Below are 16,073 nucleotides of genomic sequence, written 5' to 3'. Positions count from 1 at the left end.
ACGGGCGTTTCTTCTCACGCCACGCGGTTCTCGATGGCTCCGATGCCGTCGATTTCGCATCGCACGACGTCGCCGCTCTTGAGGAAACTCTGCGGCTCCATGCCGACGCCAACGCCCTCCGGCGTACCAGAGGCAATCAGGTCGCCCGGCTCCAGCGTAAAGGCTGTCGAGAGATAGGCGATTTGTTCAGCGATCGGATGGATCATACCGGCGGTATTGCTCGACTGTCGGACTTCGCCGTTGACGATGCAGCGCAGATCGAGTGCCTGTGGATCTGGCACCTCGTCCGTTGTCACGATCCACGGACCGATCGGGCCGTGCGTGTCGAACGACTTGCCCATGGTGAACGTTGCCGAGTGAAACTGCCAGTCGCGCGCCGACACGTCGTTCGCGACGAAGTAGCCAAACACATGGGAAAGGGCATTCTCCACCGTCACTCCCTTGGCGGCTGTACCGATGACGAGACCGAGTTCGACCTCGTAGTCCAGTTTCTCGGTCACCCCCGGTTCGATCACGTCATAGGGGCCGGATACGCACGTCGTTTGTTTGTTGAACCAGACCTGGTGCTTGGAGCGCGCGACGCCGAGTTTATCGGCCTCTTCGAGATGCTTCTGATAGTTCATTCCGATCGCGAGATATTTGCCGGGTCGCTCGACCGGCGCGAGGAGCCGGACCTCCGCGAGCGCAATCGGCCGCCCGGACAAGGTCGCTACACGCGCCGCGTCAAGGCCTGCGTCACCCGCCGCAATCAGAGCGCGCATCGTTTTAAAGGGAATGCCCGCAGTGGTGAGGTCGACGAGTGAATCGCCGACGATGGATGCGAGATGCACCCCGTCCGCAGCCTGGATACGACCGAGCTTCATGCATGCTCCTTTTGGTTGGCACTCTCGCCGATGTGCACGCCCGCAGCCGCAAGATCGGCAATCAGCGCAGCAGCGAGCGATGGGAGGTCGGCGACTGATGCAACGCCACCATAAACGTAAAAGTCGGGCCTGACGATCATCGCCGACCAGTGCTGTTCATCGAGGAAGGCATCGAGGCGACCGTCCCGATCGTGCCAGCCGTTCGCCCCCGTCCCGTCCAGCGCGACGTAGCGGGTGCTGACGACGGCCAGCGCCCTGTGCGCCATGCCATCCAGCCTGGTCTCAGGATCGGCACCGCGCGCGATGATGACGAAACCGCTACCGGCTTCGACCACATCATCGAACCGTTCGACACGCCCCCCCTGCTCGACTTCGACATGAGGCGACAGCAGGCCGGCGCCAGGCTTAACCGAGCCATCCGGGCCGTGGTGGAGCAATCCGTCGGTCAGATGCGGGAAGGGCGGCGGCGGCGGCGCGGTGCCGCCAAGGAAAGCGCGGTCGCGCTCGGCCGCCTCCTCAGGATCGGGAATGCAGATGATCTTGCCCAGATAAATCGCCATGTCAGTGATCTGGCTGACGTGCGGCATGCGCTCCGCCTGATAGCTGGCCAGCAACTGATCGTCAGACTTACCGTCAAGAATCAAACCGAGCTTCCAGGCCAGGTTCCACGTATCACGCAGTCCCGAACACATGCCTTGTCCCATGAACGGCGGCATGACGTGCGCCGCGTCGCCCGCCACCAACAGCCGGCGGTCGCGCCACCGCTCGGCCAGCAGCGAGCGAAAATTATAGACTTTGTGCCGAACCAGCTCGATGTCGTTCGGTCCAGCCCAAGGCTTGAGCAACGCCCAGACGGCATCCTCGCTTTCGAGGTCTTCGATCCGCTCGCCTGGCAGCCGCATGAATTCCCATCGGCGAAACAGCCGGCCATCGCGGATGCCGGCAGGCACGATCGTCGTCGGACGTACTGGATTGCAATATTGGCCCGCTGCGGGAATGCCGAGTGACTCGATCGTGACGCCGTGCTTGAGCTGAACGTCGATTACGAGCCAGTCGGCTTCGAAGCCGCGGTCCTCGAGAGAGCCGCCGATCGTATCGCGCACGATCGAATTGGCGCCGTCGCAGCCGACCAGGTAGCGTGCGGAAAGAGTCTTCTCCTCCCCCGTTTCGCCGTGCCGAAGACGGACATAGGCGAGCTTCTCGTCCTGCTCGATCGAAATAGCATCCCATCCGAGAAACAATTGTACGCTAGGATGTTCGCGAACTTCGGTGTCGAGCGCACCCTCGAGCGTAGGCTGGTGGACGAAATTGACCTCCGGTCCGCCAGAAATCGATGGCTTTGCCCAGTCGATGACCAGCAGCTCTTTCCAATCGGCGTTGAACCATTGGTAGAGCGGCCCGCCGTGCGTAATTGACGGTAGCACCCCGCCCATGCCGTTCGCCGCGAGGACGCGATAAAGCTCGTGATCGACGCAGACCGCGCGGGGCAGCGGATACCGCGTCGTCCATCGTTCGCAGACTGCGACCGATCGGCCCTGCCGACCGAGCATCAGCGCCAACGACTCGCTGACCGGACCATAACCGATCTGGATCACATCGTAGATTAGCTCCGGCACCTGCCCTCCTATCGACGTCGATGCGTCGCTATTTTCTTAGTATCGATTATGTCATCTTGACAGGAATGATACTTTGAAGTCAACTGTCCGCAACGACGCTCTAAAAAAGACGCGAATACGACCGTAGGGCCGCCAGAATGGTCGACCCGCGGGATCGAGGAGAGGGGATTTCTATGTCACGCAAGGACTGGCTTTCGTCCGTCGCAACGTGTTGCCTGATTGCCGGATGGAGCACGCAGGGCGCAGCACAAGATGCTCCGCCGCCTCCCGCTCCTGCCGCCACACCGACCACAACGGCCGAAACCCCGGCATCGGAGCCACAGAACCAGGTCGGCGACATCGTGGTTACCGTGACGAAACGCTCCGAATCAGCGCAGCGTATCCCGGTCAGTGTCACCGCAGTCTCGGGTGACAAGCTCGCGACGGCAGGCGTCAAGGATCTGTTCCAGGCGGTGACGCTGGTACCGGGCGTGGTGTTTTCGCGGGCGCCGGATGACGGTCTCGCGCTTACCTTTCGCGGGCTTGGCACGCAGGCGCGACCGCAGGCGTTCGAGCAATCGGTCGCGCTGTTTTCCGACGGTATCTTTTTCGGCAAGACGCGCCTCTACGCGGTCGGTTTCTTCGACGTCGATCGAATGGAGTTCATCAAAGGCACGCAATCGACCCTGCTGGGCAAAAACGCCAGCTTGGGCGCGATCAGCGTCGTCACTCGGCAACCCGGCGACAAATTCTCGATCGAAGGCCGCGCCGGCTACGAGTTCCAATATGGTGGCTATCAACTCGATTTGGCTAGCGATCTGCCGCTCAGCGACAAGGTGTCGATCCGCCTCGCCGGCCACTATAACGATCTCAACGGATTCGTCCGCAACACCTTCACCGGCCAGAAAGGGCCGGAGCGACAGGATCTCGGGCTCCGCGCAACCATCCGGGCCGATGTAACCGACACGTTCCGGCTGACCGGGTCGTATCAATATGCCGACAATCGCCAGATCGGCGCAAGCTACCAGCTTATCGGCGGCACGCTGCCGGCAATCTACGGCGACAACATTCTCGACGATCGAACCGCGCAATTTACCTCGCTCAATAAGAACGGGGACACATTCCACGTAACCAAGTCGAACGTCGCGAGTGTCAAGGGTGAACTCGACGTCGGGCAACTGACGCTTACCGCGCAAACCGGCTATGTCACTTACACGCTGAACAACCGTGACGATTTCGATTTCTCGGTCGACGACAGCGTCAATTTCGTACGCAACGAGCGGTACCGTCAGTTCACCCAGGAGCTTCGCCTGCAGTCGCCAACGGGCGGCACCTTCGACTGGATGATCGGAGGGTTTTTCCTCAGCAGTCATTGGAACTCGGTGGAAAGTCAGTTGTGGCAGGTGCCGGGGTTTCCCCCGGCCGGCGGCCCGCCGCCCGGTCAGCTATTTAATGGTCCCTTCCGCAACACCTTCATCCAGGATCAGAAAGCCTATTCGGCGTTCGCGTCGGGCACTATCCACGTCACCGATGCGCTGCGTCTGTCCGGCGGCTTACGCTACACGCGGGAGACCAAGGACGTCCTATTCGGCCGCGTCGCGCTCCCGCCGTTCACAGTTTGGAACACGATCGCCAATCCTCCTTTCGATCCGACGCCGCTCAAGCACGATTCGGACTTTGTCGATGGCAATGTCAGTCTGCAATATGACATTGCGCCGAGTGTAATGGCCTATGCCTCGTTCGGCCATGGCAGCAAGGCTGGCGGCTATGTCGAGACCAATACGATCGCCGTGCCGCCGACCGCACTGGTGGGTGGAAAGGTTCCGGCCGCCCTGGTGGCGGCGGGCTCCGCGATCAAGGACGAGAAGGTCAAGACGTACGAAGTCGGGCTAAAGACGACACTGTTCGATCGCAAGCTGCGCTTCAACGTCGCCGGCTTCTCGACCGATATCGACAACTTCCAGGACACTGTATTCACCGGCGGCACGCTGGGGTTCATCACCTTCAACGGACCGGCGCGCAGCCGCGGCGTGGAAATCGAGACAGCCCTTCAGATAACACCCGGACTCAGATTCGACGGCGGCCTGACTTATGTCGACTCGACCGGCACCATCCAGCCGATCGATCCGGCGACCAATGCGCCGGCGGTTGACGCCGGCAGCAAGCCGATCCTTGGGCGGTACCGCCGGTCGCAGGCGCCAAAGCTGATCTTCAACGCAGGCTTTACGTATGAAGCGCCGATAAGCAACGGGTTGAATGGACGCCTCGGCGCAAACGTGCGGAGGCGCAGCAGTATGTACAACCAGCGTCAGGAGATGTTTCTGTCCGAACCGCTGACGACGCTCGATCTGCAGGCCGGCGTCGAAACTTCGGATAAGCGGCTTGGACTCGACCTCGTCGCGAAGAACGTCACCAACTCGATTTCACAGGACTTTGCGAGTCCCTCGGTGGATCCGCGTTTCGGCGCTTATTACAGCTCCTATCTGGCCGGCCCGAACCAGCTGCGGACCATCATGCTGTCCGTGCACTTCAAATATTGATCAAGCTTGGTGGCGCAACGCATCCTATTCGATCGGGCGCCACCACCCGACCTTCCCTGGCGCTTCGACCAGCAGCCGTCGATATGCCTTCTCAACCGTAACTTCCGCCTTTGTCGGCGAAACGCTGAAGCTGCGCAGCACCATCGCAGTCACGCCACGGACGTAGCTGGTATTACGCTCGCCCGAGACAATGCGGCGGATCGCCTCGTGCTTCGCGCCCATCAGGAGATCGGCGGCAAGGTCGACGGAAACGACCGAATAGTCGCCGGTCTCCACGCCAAGCCGGATATCGCCCTTGACCTTGCTGGAGATCAACCCGTTTTCGCCGTCGAGGAGACCGAGGTGAGTGAGGAAGGCGCCCCAGTCGGGATCGATCCAAGCGCGCAGCAGGAACGTCTGGAAGCCCGTTGCCGTGCGCATGACCGGGTCGTCGAGCACGTCGTAGACGTTCCCGATGTCGGCGGTCATCGTCTCGGCAAGTTCGAACGCGAGTTGCGTGACCGCCTCATCCATGGACTCGAAATATTTGTAGAAGGTGCCGCGCGAAACATTGGCATGCGTGACGACATCCTCGATCACCGTAGCGCCCGTCAGTTTGCGACCGGCGCATACACTCAGCACCGATTGCAGGAGATGCGCGCGCATCCGCTCGCGGCGTCCGCGCGCGACCCGGACGCGGTGGTCCTCGCGCGGCATGATAGCGTTAGCAGGCGTCTTTTGCGGGGCGGAGGGCATGAACAAATAATGACACATGAACGATGCGGGGAGAAGTCTCGCATGATTGGTGAAAGCCGTGAGGAGCAAGGGACATGGCGCTAAACGATCCGACCCCGGTCTATGACGGTGATTTCTGGAGCAACGAGGTGATCCTCGACCCTTATCCGCACTATGATCGATTGCGCACGCTGGGACCGGTGGTGCGACTCAGTCGCCATGACGCCTGGGCGCTCACGCAATACGACACCGTCCGTCGCGCACTGCTCGCGTCGGACATTTTCTCGTCGGCCTCGGGCTGCATGATGAACGAGCCGATGAACATGGCAACCAGCGGCATCATGCTGTGCAGCGACGATCCAGAACATCTCAGGATGCGTCGGCTGTTCGCCAAGCCTCTCCAACCGAAAGCGCTTGCCGTGCTGCGGCCCCGCCTCGAGGCGCTGGTCGAACGGCGGATCAGCGACCTGCTCAACCGCGATTCCTTCGACGGCGTGGCCGATCTCGCGCATTTTCTGCCGCTGGCGGTCGTCACCGAACTGGTCGGGCTGGACGAGGAGGGACGCGCCCGGATGCTCGAATGGGCGGCCGGGATCTTTGACGCCTTCGGACCGATCGAGAGCCAGCGGACACTTGATGGACTGGAAATCGCGCAGCAGGTGATTGACTATGTCCTCGAACGCGTCGAACGCGCCAACATGGTGCCCGGTGGATGGGGCGAGGCGCTGTTCGCTGCCGCCGATGCGGGGCATATCACTGAGCAAAACGCTCGAATGATGCTGGTCGATTATCTGACACCGTCGCTCGACACGACTATCAACGCAACGAGTGCTGCGCTGGAGTTGTTCGCCGCTAATCCGGCGGAATATGATAAGCTGCGTGCCGACCCGTCGTTGATCCCGCACGCGATCAACGAGGTGATCCGCATTGAATCGCCCATCCGCGCCTTTGCCCGCACGGTGACGCGAGACGTCCAGTGGTACGGGGCGATGCTGGCAAAAGGGGATAAGGCGTTGATGCTGTATGCCTGCGCCAATCGCGATTCGACGAAGTACCCGGACGCGGGACGCTTCGATGTAAACCGGAAGCCGAGCGATCATCTCGGGTTCGGAATGGGGACGCATGTTTGCGCAGGGATGCATCTCGCCAAGCTCGAAATCTCGATCATCCTCGAGACGTTATTGCGGCAGGTCGCGCGGATTGCAGCGTCGGATCCCGTGCGTCGTCCGCACAATACACTTCGTGGTCTCGCATCATTGCGGTGTAGCTTCCAAGCGAACGCTTAAGGCAGCTCTCGATCTCACCACCTGCAAATCCAGACCGCAGCCTAAACCGTCGAAATGAGGGGTCCCTTTTGGACGCCGGTCAACGCCAACCTTTCGTGCGCTTCCGTCAGGACCTTGATGAGCGATGGAAGGAACAGCAAAACTAGCGGTACCGCCGCGGTCAGGCCGAAGATGATCGCGGTGGCGAGCGGGCGCTGCAAACCTGCACCGCGCGACAAGCCGAGCGCGAGCGGGGCCAGTGTCAGTATCGCGATCAGTGCCGACATCAGGATCGGTCGTAGTCGCTTGGTCCCGGCTTCGCGCAACGCCGCGAGATCGACCGGCGCGTTCTTGGGGAGTTCGGCGAGAAAGAATATCACCAGTTCGGTGACCATGCCGACGACCATCGTCAGCCCCATCAGCGCGGAAATGTCCAGTTCGATCCCGGTAATCCACAATCCGCACAGCACGGCAGCCGCAGACAGCAGGACGGTAACGATTGCAGCGAGCGTCCAGGCGAGCCGCTCGAACAGCAGTGTCAGCAGCAGGGCGGTGAGCAGGAGGGCGGCGAGGAACACGACGGTAAGATCGGAGAAGCTTCGCTGTTGCTGCGCATAAAGACCGCCATAATCGACGCGCACCGCCGCGGGCAGTTTGAGCCCAGCAACGGTTGAGCGCACCTCCTTCATCGTAGAACCGAGATCGCGCCCTTCGAGCCGCGCGGTGACCGCAACGAACGGTGCGAGGTCTTCGCGCGTAATTTGCTCCTGTCCGGGCGAGACCGAGATCGCCGCGACCTGTCCAAGCCGGACAAGATGCCCGTCGGGTGCTACCAGCGGCAGCCTAGCGATGTCGTCGACGCGAGATCGCAAATCTATCGAGGCGCGAACGCGGACCGTGACGAGCTGCTCGCCGATGCGCAACTGGGTCGCGGGCGCCCCCGCGATCAGCGCCTCAACCTGGTTCGAGATCACATCGGGATCGAGCCCCTGTTGCAGTGCCGCTGCCGGGTTGACCTTGATTGTCAGCGCATCGCCCGCGACGCGTAGGCCATCGACTACTTCGACCACGCCGGCGACTTTGCCAATCCCCTCACCGACTCGCCTGGCGGAATCGGCCAATAGCTTCGGATCGTCGCCGAACAGTTTGACCTCGATCGGCTGCGGGACGGCGGTCAGATCGCCGATCAGATCCTCCATCAACTGAGCGGTCTCGATCTCGATGCCGGGTACCTTGGCCGCGACCTGCTGGCGGATGTCGGCCATCACTGCGTCGATCGGGCGGCGCGAACCGCCCTTCAGCCGGATAAAATAGTCGCCCTCATCCGCTTCTGTCAGTCCACCGCCGAGCTGCGCACCGGTGCGGCGTGAATAGCTTGCGACCTCGGGGGTAGCAGAGATGATCTGTTCGGCCTGGCGCAGCAACCGATCGGTGTCGCTGAGTGCCGCCCCCGGCTGCGCCTTATAATCGAGGATGAAGCCGCCTTCGTCCATCGCCGGCATAAAGCCCGACGGGACGTGATTCCACGCCGCAAAACCAAGCACCGCCATGCCGATGCCGAGCAGCGCGACGAACAGCTTGGGCCGGGCAAATGCGCGCTCGCTCGCGCGACCGTTCCAGTGCTCGATCCGACCGAGGAACGCGCCAGCGCGATCCGCCGCTTCGACATCCTTGATGCGCACCCAACGCTCGGCGATCAGCGGCAACAGGAAGCGCGCGAAGAGCAACGACAGTCCGAGCGCGGCGACCATTGTCAACGCCAGCGCCTTGAAGAAGCCGCCGGTGACGCCGCTGATAAAGGCGAGAGGCGTAAACACGACGATCGTCGCGGCGGTCGATCCGAACAGCGGCTGCGCCATTTCGGCGGCTGCGGCCGAAACTGATTTTCCTCCCTCCTGCAAGCGCCGCATTATGTGTTCGAGCATAACGACAGCGTCATCGACTATCAGGCCAACCGCGGCCGCCATGCCGCCCAGCGTCATCATGTTGAAGCTCATCCCCAGTGCATAGAGGATCAGGCAAGTCGAGCCGAGCACGGCGGGCAGCATCAGTCCAGTGATCAACATCAGCCGGCCCGAGCGTAAGAACAGGAACAGCACCAGCCCCGCCAGCACCGCGCCGATCAGGATCGCGTCGCGCACCGCGTTTGCTGCGCCCTTTACGAGCTCGGACTGATCGTAAAAGGGCGTCGCAGTGACGCTTGGCGGCAGGCCTAGCGATTTCAGCCGCGCACCGACCTCTGCCACGATACGCACGGTGTCACCGCTGGGCGACTGGCGGATGTTGACGAGCACGGCATCCTGACCGCTTGCCGTCACTTTGGTAAAATTTGGTTCGACCGAGGGCCTGATTATCGCAATCTGACCGAGCGTCACCAAGCCGGCGCCGCCGGTTGTGCCCGCCCGGACCGGGGTGGCGGCGAGGTCGTCGATCGAGGCTAGACGGTTCTCGCTGAGCACAAGGTAGAGCCGGTGGCGATCCTCAAGCCGCCCGACCCCACGCACCGCATTGGTCTTGCCGAGAGCGCTCGCGATTGTGTCGAGCGACAAGCCGAGCGCCTGCGCCTTGGCCGGATCGACATCGACCGCGAGCTCGCGCGGCGACCCACCGAGGATATCGACGCCTGCGACACCCGACACTGCGGTCAAAGCAGGGCGCACGTTGAGTTCGGCGATCTGGCGGAGCGCGGTCTGATCGAGCGTTTTAGAGGTCAGGGCAATGCCGAGCGCGGGGAAGATCGTCGGGTCGGAGCGCCGGACGTCGAAGCGCGTCCCGATGGGTAAGTCGGGCAAGGTGGTCGCCAGCGTGGTCTGCGTCGCCAAAGTAGCGGCGACCATGTCCTGGCCCCAAGGAAAATCGACCGCGACCTCGGCCGAACCGCGGCTGGTGATGGATCGTACGCGGGTGACGCCGGGCACCGCTCGCAGGGCGATCTCGATCGGGCGGGTGATCTCCGCCGCCATCTGCTGAGCGTCGCGGTCTCCGGCGTCGATCGACACGACGACGCGCGGGAAATCGATATGCGGGAACAGGCTGACTGGCATCCGTGTCGCGGCGAACACGCCGCCCACGACGAGCAGAATCGCCGCAAGCCAAAATGCGCGGGCGTGACGCTGCAGCGCGTCCGTCACTTCGTACGCACCTTCATGCCGTCTTCAAGTGCGGTGCCGCCCTCGATCACGACCTGCTCGCCAAACTTGAGCCCCTTATCCACGGTGACGCGGTCGCCGCTCGATGGCTTGGTGGCGAGATCGCGGCGATGCGCCACCCCGTTCGAGACGACATAGACATAGGGTTGCCCACCATCGTCGAGCAGCGCGGCATAGGGAATGCTCAGTGCATCGCCGCTCGGCCCCGCATCAAGCCCGCCGGCGTCAATCGTCGCGGTCAATGTCTCGCCCGCAACGATCCCGCTGCTCGCCGGGATACGCGCAAAGACCGCAGCCAGCCTGGTCTGCGGATCGACTGTCGGGCTGACCGATTCGACCCCGACCGCAAGCCGTGCGCGCGCACCGGTGCCGGCAATGTTGATCGCCATACCGGGGCGAATCGCCTGCGCGGTGTCGGGATCGATCCCGAACCTGACCCGGACATCGCCCGCGCGCGCGATCGATGCGACCGCAGCCCCGGTCTGAAGCAGATCACCGGGCGCGACCGCAATGCTGTCGACGATGCCAGCGGTGGGAGCGCGCAATGTCAGGTCGCCGGTGCGGCTGGCAAAGCTGGAGCGCAGCGCGTTGGCGGAAGCAGCGGCGGCGCGCGCTGTCTCGACTTCGGCATCGCTGGCAAGACCATCCGCACGCAGGCGGATCGCGCGGCCAAGCGCCTTGTCGGCGGAGGTAGCATCGCTGGAGGCTTTAGTGGCATCCGCACGTGTGGCCGGCGAGGCGGCGAGCCGCACGATCACCTGCCCCTGCCCGACACGAGTGCCAACCGGCGCGGTGATCGCGATGACTTTCGCCTCGGCAGGGGCGACCAGCGACGCCTTGCCGGCAGGGCCCGGCTCGGCCGCGCCATAGACGGTAACCCGCTGCCCGGCACCGCCCTGACTGACTGGGGCGAGCTTGACCAGCGCGACCGCGTCCGGCGCGCTCGCCGTTTCGTCCGGACCCGAGCATGCCGTGACCAACAGCGCCACACCGATAATCGATATTCTCATCAGGTCCACGCCTCCCTCAGCGTGCCGGTCAACAGTTCGAGCGCAATCATCTGTTCGGCGATCGCCTGGTCGCTCTGCGCGAGCAGTATGCGCTTGTCGCGCAACCCCTGTTCGGCGGTTTCGGCAACGGAGAGCGACAAATCGCCGCGATCGGCAGCGGCGCGGTTCGCCTTGGCGTAACGTTCCGCCGCCGGCAGGTCGCGCAGCACCGCGTCGCGCTGGCGCCGCGCGATCTCGATCCCGGCGACGGCGACTGCGATCTCGGCGCGGGTGTGGAACAGGCGGGCGTCATATTCGGCCTTCAACGTTTCGCGCGTGGCCATTTCAATCGCGATCCCGCCGCGGTTGCGGTTCCACAACGGCAGCGTGAAATCGATCGATGGGCCGACGATCAGATTGCCTGCGGTATCACGGTTGCCGGTGACGGTCAGCGCGAGCGAGGGGAACTGGTCGAGGATCGCTTTGCGCACCGCCGCCTCTTGCGAGGCATAGCCGGCCTCCAGCGCCTTGATGTCGGTGCGGTTGGCGCGCGCGGCCTCGAACAGGCGCTCCGCATCGAGAGGCATGTCGGTTTCGCTGAGCGGCGCAAACTGCAACCGCGTCGCGGGCGGCAGGCCGAGCAGGCGGGCGAGTTCGAACTGCGCGGTATTGAAGTCGGTCTGCGCGGTGCGTGCCTTTGTTTCGGCATCGACATTCGCGGTGCGTGCCGACTGGACCTGATCGCCCGCAATATCGCCACGCCCGGCGGCGCGCAGTGTGCGATCGAGCAGCAACCTCGCACTCTCGCGGCTTGTCTCAACAAGCGTGAGCGATCGGGTCAAAGCGATGATCCGCACCGCCTGCAAGCGTGCCTGCCCTGATGTCTGCCATTCGCTCCAGGCGAGATCGAGCCGGACCTGTCGGGCGGCTGCCTCGGCCTGCGCAACCTTTACCCCGCGAGTGCGCAGCGTATTGAGATCGAACCCCAATGCGCCGACCAGATCCACCAGCGGATCGGGGCCGCTCAGCACCCTGCTCGCGCCAAGACTTAGCGTTGGGTCGGGCAGCAGTCGCGCGTCGAACACCTGCGCATCGGCCACCCCGGCGCGTGTGCGCAATGCCTTGAGATCGGGATTCGCGATCACCGCGAGCGTTGCAATGGCATTGCCGTCAAGCGGTGCGCCCAAGTCGATCGCAACGGGCTTCAGATAAGGGCGGTCGATCGCTGACGCCGCTTTGGACAGGGCAGCAGGGTCCGGTGCGGCCAGCACGTCGGGCGACGACGACAAGCGCACAGGCGCGTAGCTCTGACAGCCGCCGAGCAGCAGGAAAGCGACGATCAGGGCGCGCTTCATGACATCCTCGGCAAAACGATCAACACCCGCAGCCCCGGCTCGGCGGCGTCAATCGCCACCTCACCGCCATGCGCTGCTGCCACTGCGGCGACCAGGCTGAGCCCCAGGCCATTGCCCGGCGTCGTGCGGCTAGCTTCGCCGCGAAAAAAGCGGCGCAAGATGGCGTCGCGATCCTGGCTTGGTACGCCCGGCCCGTTATCCGCGATCGACAGCCGCGCCCACCCGTTTTCGCCATCGAGCGTCAGGCTGACTGCAGTCCCGGCCGGCGTGTGGACACGCGCATTGTCGAGCAGATTAGCCACCGCCTGCGCAATCAGCTCGCGGTCGCCCAGCACGGCGATGCCGGGCTCCACCGCCCATGACAAAGTGTGGCCGCTGTCGGTCAGCGCGGGCAGGAAACCGTCCCCGACATCTTCGATCAGCGCCGACAGGTCGATCCGCGCGAAACCTTGCTTTAGCCCGCCGCCCTCGACCTCGGCGATGCGCAGGATCGATCCGAACAGTTTCAGCATCTCGTCACCCTGCTCGATCGCACGCTGTGCCGCGCCTTCGACCGTGCCGACCTGTTCGAGCCGGTTGCGCAGGCGGAGCAAAGGCGTGCGCAGATCGTGCGCAACGTCGCTCGACACCTGCCGCAGATTTTCCATCAGCCCGGCGATGCGATCGAGCATGGCGTTGAGCGCCAGCCCCGCGGTGTCGAATTCGTCACGGTTGGGCCCCACCGGCATGCGATGGTCGAGGTCGCCCGCTACAATCGCGTTAGCAGTCGTGCTGATCGCCCCCAGCCGATAGCGCAAATAGCGGCCAAGCAGTAGCGCCCCTGTCGAGCCAATCGCCAGCACGCCCAGAAACGCGATCCCGAAAAGGGTGAGGATCGTCTCATCGATCGCCTCGACCGATTCCGAATCGACCGCCACGACCAGCCGCTCACCGTTTGGAAGGTCGACTGCCTTGGCGCGGGCTGGATCGTCGCCTTCGGCTGGATCGTGGAACACGATAAGGCTAAAGCCGATCGCCGGTCGCGGCGTATCCAGTGTACCGGCGATCCGCCTACCTGTTCGGTCGTACAGCGCATAGACGAACGACTGGGTGGCGCGCGCCGTTTCGCGCTCGCCAATCTCACGAGCGAGATCGCCATCGCTGCTTTCCTGCGACAAATCTGCCAGTTCGTCCGAAATCGTCTGGTCGCGCAAGTGACGGAACTCGGCATCCGCGGCAAAATAGACCGCTGTTCCGAGCAGCAAAATCGCCGCGGCGAACGCAGCGGCGTAGGTGAACGCAATGCGGTAGGCCGCGCTCGACCTGAGACTAGCCATCGGCGCGCATCCGATAGCCTGCGCCTCGGATCGTCTCGATTGGGTCGTCGGCAAACCCTTCGCGCAGTTTCGATCGCATCCTGCTCAGATGGCTTTCGACGATGTTGGTCTGCGGGTCAAAATGGAATCCCCACACCTGTTCGAGGAACATGGTTCGCGTGACGACGCGCCCGGCATTGCGCATCAGCTGTTCGAGCAGGGCGAACTCGCGCGGTTGGAGATGGATCGGCTTCCCTGCACGCATCACCTGGCGGCGCAATATGTCGAGTACGATGTCGCCGACCTCGATCCGGGTCACGACGTCGCTGATTGGCGGGCGGCGCATTAGCGCGTTCAGCCGCGCGACCAATTCGGCCATTGCGAACGGCTTGACGAGATAATCGTCCGCGCCCGCGTCGAGCCCATCAACCCGGTCGGCGATGCCGCCCTTGGCGGTCAGCACCAGTACCGGTGTACGCACCGCTGCGGCGCGCAAGCGGCGCAACACATCGAGGCCCTCGATTTGCGGTAGCATGCGATCGAGCACTATCACGTCGAAGCTCTCGGTCGCGCCGAGATGCAGCGCATCCTCTCCGCTGCCGACAGCCGTTACGGCATGACCGAGCTCGCCTAGCCCGCGCTCGACGAACGCGGAGGTCTCGGTATCGTCTTCGGCGAGGAGGATGCGCATCCCTTAGGTCAATCCTTCTTGCCAGGCGCTTCGAACGCATCCTCGACGATTGTGCCGGTCATTGCGTTGACGCCGATTTCGTGAATGCGCTTGCCTTGCAAGATATCGAACGAATAGCGCCAGCCGCCCTTTTCGAACTCGTATTCGGCGTCCTTGATCCGGCCCGGCGCGCGCTTCAGTGCGATCGTACGCGCCTGCGCCATCGTGATCTTCGGCTTGGCCACCTTGGCGGCAAAGGCAGGGGGCGCGGTGCCAATCAACGCGATGGCGGCAAGCGACATGGGAATGGTCTTCATTGCTGTGTTCCTTAGCCTTGCGATCCAAAACCCGACCGCGCCGCGATCATGCTCTTCCCTAGATTGGCTGCAGCTTACGCGGCACTTCCTTTTTCCCAATGTTCGTTAACAACGACAGGCGCGGACGCTCCGGTCGCGCGATTGTATTTTCCCAATGAAGCGCCCGGCGCTGGCATGCGGAGGGCGGCGGGCGCAGAAATGGTGATCATCTGATGGAGTCCGACATGCGCCGATCGACCCTTGCTTTGCTCGCTTGTGCTGCGCCCAGCATCGCCGCCACGCCGCCGCCCGTGCCGACCTATGCGGTGACCGGTAGCATCGCGGGGCCGGACGGAACATGGGATTATGCGCGCGTCGATGCTGAGATGCACCGGCTGTATGTCGCACGATCGGGATCGATCACCGTGGTAGATCTGGCGTCGGGCGGGCACGTCACGTCATGGGGCGAATTATCCCGCGGACACGCAGTGTTGCCGCTCCCGGACAATCGCTTGTTGGTGACAAGTGGCAACGACGCCACTGTGCGGTTCTTCGACACGTCGTCCGGTAAGCAGATTGCGAGCGTCGGGGTTGGCAAGAAGCCGGATGCGGCGATCTACGATGAGCCGCGCCACCGCGCCATGGTGATGAATTCGGACAGTGGTTCGGTGTCGGTGATCGACACGCAAGCGATGCGAGTCACAGCGACTGTCGCGGTCAAGCCAGCACTCGAATATGCCGCACTGGTCGAGGATGGGACGCTGTTCGTCAATAACGAGGACGCCAACGAGATCGAGGTCGTCGAGGTCGCGCGGAGCAAGACGGGCAAACCGATTGCGATGCCGGGCTGCGAAGGGCCGACGGGACTGGGCTATGACGCGCGGCACGACAGGTTGATCGCGGCGTGCGCCAACGGCAAGGCGGCGATCGTTGCAGCAGGAACGCGGCGCTTCATCGGACTGGTCGATATCGGCAAAGGTGCCGATGCGGTCATCATGGACGTAAAGCGGCGGCTTGCCTTCATCCCGTGCGGTCGTGACGGCGTACTCGACATTCTCTCGCTCGACGCGCCGGGCGGCGTGGCGCGGGTCGGTCGCGTCACGACAGAGGCCGGCGCACGCACCGGTGCGCTCGATAGTTCGACGGGCACGATATACCTGCCGACCGCAAAATTTGCCGCGCCCGTGGCTGCTGGTAGCCGTCCGACGATGGTGTCCGGCAGCTTCCACATTCTGGTGGTCAAACCGTCCTAGTGGATTGATTCCAACGTTTGGTGCCCGCGCCTGACAGCTGCGATAATGTGATCGGGATCGGCCTTCCAGACGAACGGTCGTGGTTCTTG

General features: G+C 63.3%; 12 protein-coding genes. 3 read left to right on the top strand and 9 right to left on the bottom strand.

Translation table 11 applies throughout. The annotated features are described in order from the left end of the window. Positions 1-14 precede the first annotated feature (14 nt). The gene (locus ACVWZA_RS20430; protein WP_457313284.1) at positions 15-863 is read right to left on the bottom strand and encodes a fumarylacetoacetate hydrolase family protein; all 849 of its coding nucleotides are present in this window, start codon (positions 861-863) and stop codon (positions 15-17) included. Beyond that, positions 860-2,479, bottom strand: a complete 1,620-nt coding sequence (gene mhpA / locus ACVWZA_RS20425; RefSeq protein ID WP_457313283.1) for a bifunctional 3-(3-hydroxy-phenyl)propionate/3-hydroxycinnamic acid hydroxylase MhpA — start codon at positions 2,477-2,479, stop codon at positions 860-862. The genes ACVWZA_RS20430 and mhpA overlap by 4 nt, the downstream gene beginning before the upstream one ends. Positions 2,480-2,829: 350 nt before the next feature. Between mhpA and ACVWZA_RS20420 the strand changes: the two genes are divergently transcribed. Beyond that, positions 2,830-4,998, top strand: coding sequence for a TonB-dependent receptor (locus tag ACVWZA_RS20420; protein WP_457313282.1), 2,169 nt, complete (start codon positions 2,830-2,832; stop codon positions 4,996-4,998). Positions 4,999-5,022: 24 nt separating this feature from the next. Here ACVWZA_RS20420 and ACVWZA_RS20415 read toward each other — a convergent pair whose 3' ends face one another. Next, complete coding sequence (locus ACVWZA_RS20415) at positions 5,023-5,694, bottom strand: TetR/AcrR family transcriptional regulator (RefSeq protein ID WP_457313281.1); 672 nt, start codon at positions 5,692-5,694, stop codon at positions 5,023-5,025. 113 nt (positions 5,695-5,807) lie between these two features. Here ACVWZA_RS20415 and ACVWZA_RS20410 point away from each other — a divergent pair, with 113 nt between their 5' ends. Then, positions 5,808-6,998: a cytochrome P450 gene (locus ACVWZA_RS20410; RefSeq protein WP_457313280.1), complete on the top strand. Its 1,191-nt coding sequence runs from the start codon at positions 5,808-5,810 to the stop codon at positions 6,996-6,998. Between the two features lie 41 nt (positions 6,999-7,039). On the opposite strand, the gene ACVWZA_RS20405 is transcribed toward ACVWZA_RS20410, so the two are convergent. The 6 genes from ACVWZA_RS20405 to ACVWZA_RS20380 are packed head-to-tail and all read right to left on the bottom strand — an operon-like array spanning position 7,040 to position 14,752. Next, positions 7,040-10,108 (bottom strand): efflux RND transporter permease subunit, encoded by a 3,069-nt coding sequence (locus ACVWZA_RS20405; protein WP_457313279.1) that lies wholly within the window; start codon positions 10,106-10,108, stop codon positions 7,040-7,042. Next, positions 10,105-11,136, bottom strand: coding sequence for an efflux RND transporter periplasmic adaptor subunit (locus ACVWZA_RS20400; RefSeq protein WP_457313278.1), 1,032 nt, complete (start codon positions 11,134-11,136; stop codon positions 10,105-10,107). Before ACVWZA_RS20400 ends, ACVWZA_RS20405 begins: the two co-directional genes overlap by 4 nt. Next, on the bottom strand, positions 11,136-12,470 hold the full coding sequence (locus tag ACVWZA_RS20395; protein ID WP_457313277.1) for a TolC family protein: 1,335 nt from the start codon (positions 12,468-12,470) through the stop codon (positions 11,136-11,138). The genes ACVWZA_RS20400 and ACVWZA_RS20395 overlap by 1 nt, the downstream gene beginning before the upstream one ends. Further along, a complete protein-coding gene (locus ACVWZA_RS20390; protein ID WP_457313276.1) occupies positions 12,467-13,786 on the bottom strand; it encodes an ATP-binding protein in 1,320 nt (439 codons plus the stop codon). The genes ACVWZA_RS20395 and ACVWZA_RS20390 overlap by 4 nt, the downstream gene beginning before the upstream one ends. Further along, positions 13,779-14,456 carry a response regulator transcription factor gene (locus ACVWZA_RS20385; protein WP_457313275.1) on the bottom strand — a complete coding sequence of 226 codons (678 nt, stop codon included), beginning with the start codon at positions 14,454-14,456 and terminating at the stop codon, positions 13,779-13,781. Before ACVWZA_RS20385 ends, ACVWZA_RS20390 begins: the two co-directional genes overlap by 8 nt. A gap of 8 nt (positions 14,457-14,464) precedes the next feature. After that, the gene (locus tag ACVWZA_RS20380) at positions 14,465-14,752 is read right to left on the bottom strand and encodes a PepSY domain-containing protein (protein ID WP_457313274.1); all 288 of its coding nucleotides are present in this window, start codon (positions 14,750-14,752) and stop codon (positions 14,465-14,467) included. Positions 14,753-14,976: 224 nt separating this feature from the next. Between ACVWZA_RS20380 and ACVWZA_RS20375 the strand changes: the two genes are divergently transcribed. Then, the gene (locus ACVWZA_RS20375) at positions 14,977-15,984 is read left to right on the top strand and encodes a YncE family protein (protein WP_457313273.1); all 1,008 of its coding nucleotides are present in this window, start codon (positions 14,977-14,979) and stop codon (positions 15,982-15,984) included. Positions 15,985-16,073: the final 89 nt, after the last annotated feature.

The organism is Sphingomonas sp. UYAg733, assembly GCF_054057355.1.
This window is presented reverse-complemented; position numbering and strand designations above follow the sequence as displayed.

Excerpts from the sequence above, each read along its gene's own strand:
- ACVWZA_RS20395 (WP_457313277.1), bottom strand. The coding sequence starts at position 12,470 with ATGAAGCGCGCCCTGATCGTCGCTTTCCTGCTGCTCGGCGGCTGTCAG.
- ACVWZA_RS20385 (WP_457313275.1), bottom strand. The coding sequence starts at position 14,456 with ATGCGCATCCTCCTCGCCGAAGACGATACCGAGACCTCCGCGTTCGTC.
- ACVWZA_RS20430 (WP_457313284.1), bottom strand. The coding sequence starts at position 863 with ATGAAGCTCGGTCGTATCCAGGCTGCGGACGGGGTGCATCTCGCATCC.
- ACVWZA_RS20410 (WP_457313280.1), top strand. The coding sequence starts at position 5,808 with ATGGCGCTAAACGATCCGACCCCGGTCTATGACGGTGATTTCTGGAGC.
- ACVWZA_RS20380 (WP_457313274.1), bottom strand. The coding sequence starts at position 14,752 with ATGAAGACCATTCCCATGTCGCTTGCCGCCATCGCGTTGATTGGCACC.
- ACVWZA_RS20390 (WP_457313276.1), bottom strand. The coding sequence starts at position 13,786 with ATGGCTAGTCTCAGGTCGAGCGCGGCCTACCGCATTGCGTTCACCTAC.
- ACVWZA_RS20375 (WP_457313273.1), top strand. The coding sequence starts at position 14,977 with ATGCGCCGATCGACCCTTGCTTTGCTCGCTTGTGCTGCGCCCAGCATC.
- ACVWZA_RS20400 (WP_457313278.1), bottom strand. The coding sequence starts at position 11,136 with ATGAGAATATCGATTATCGGTGTGGCGCTGTTGGTCACGGCATGCTCG.
- ACVWZA_RS20415 (WP_457313281.1), bottom strand. The coding sequence starts at position 5,694 with ATGCCGCGCGAGGACCACCGCGTCCGGGTCGCGCGCGGACGCCGCGAG.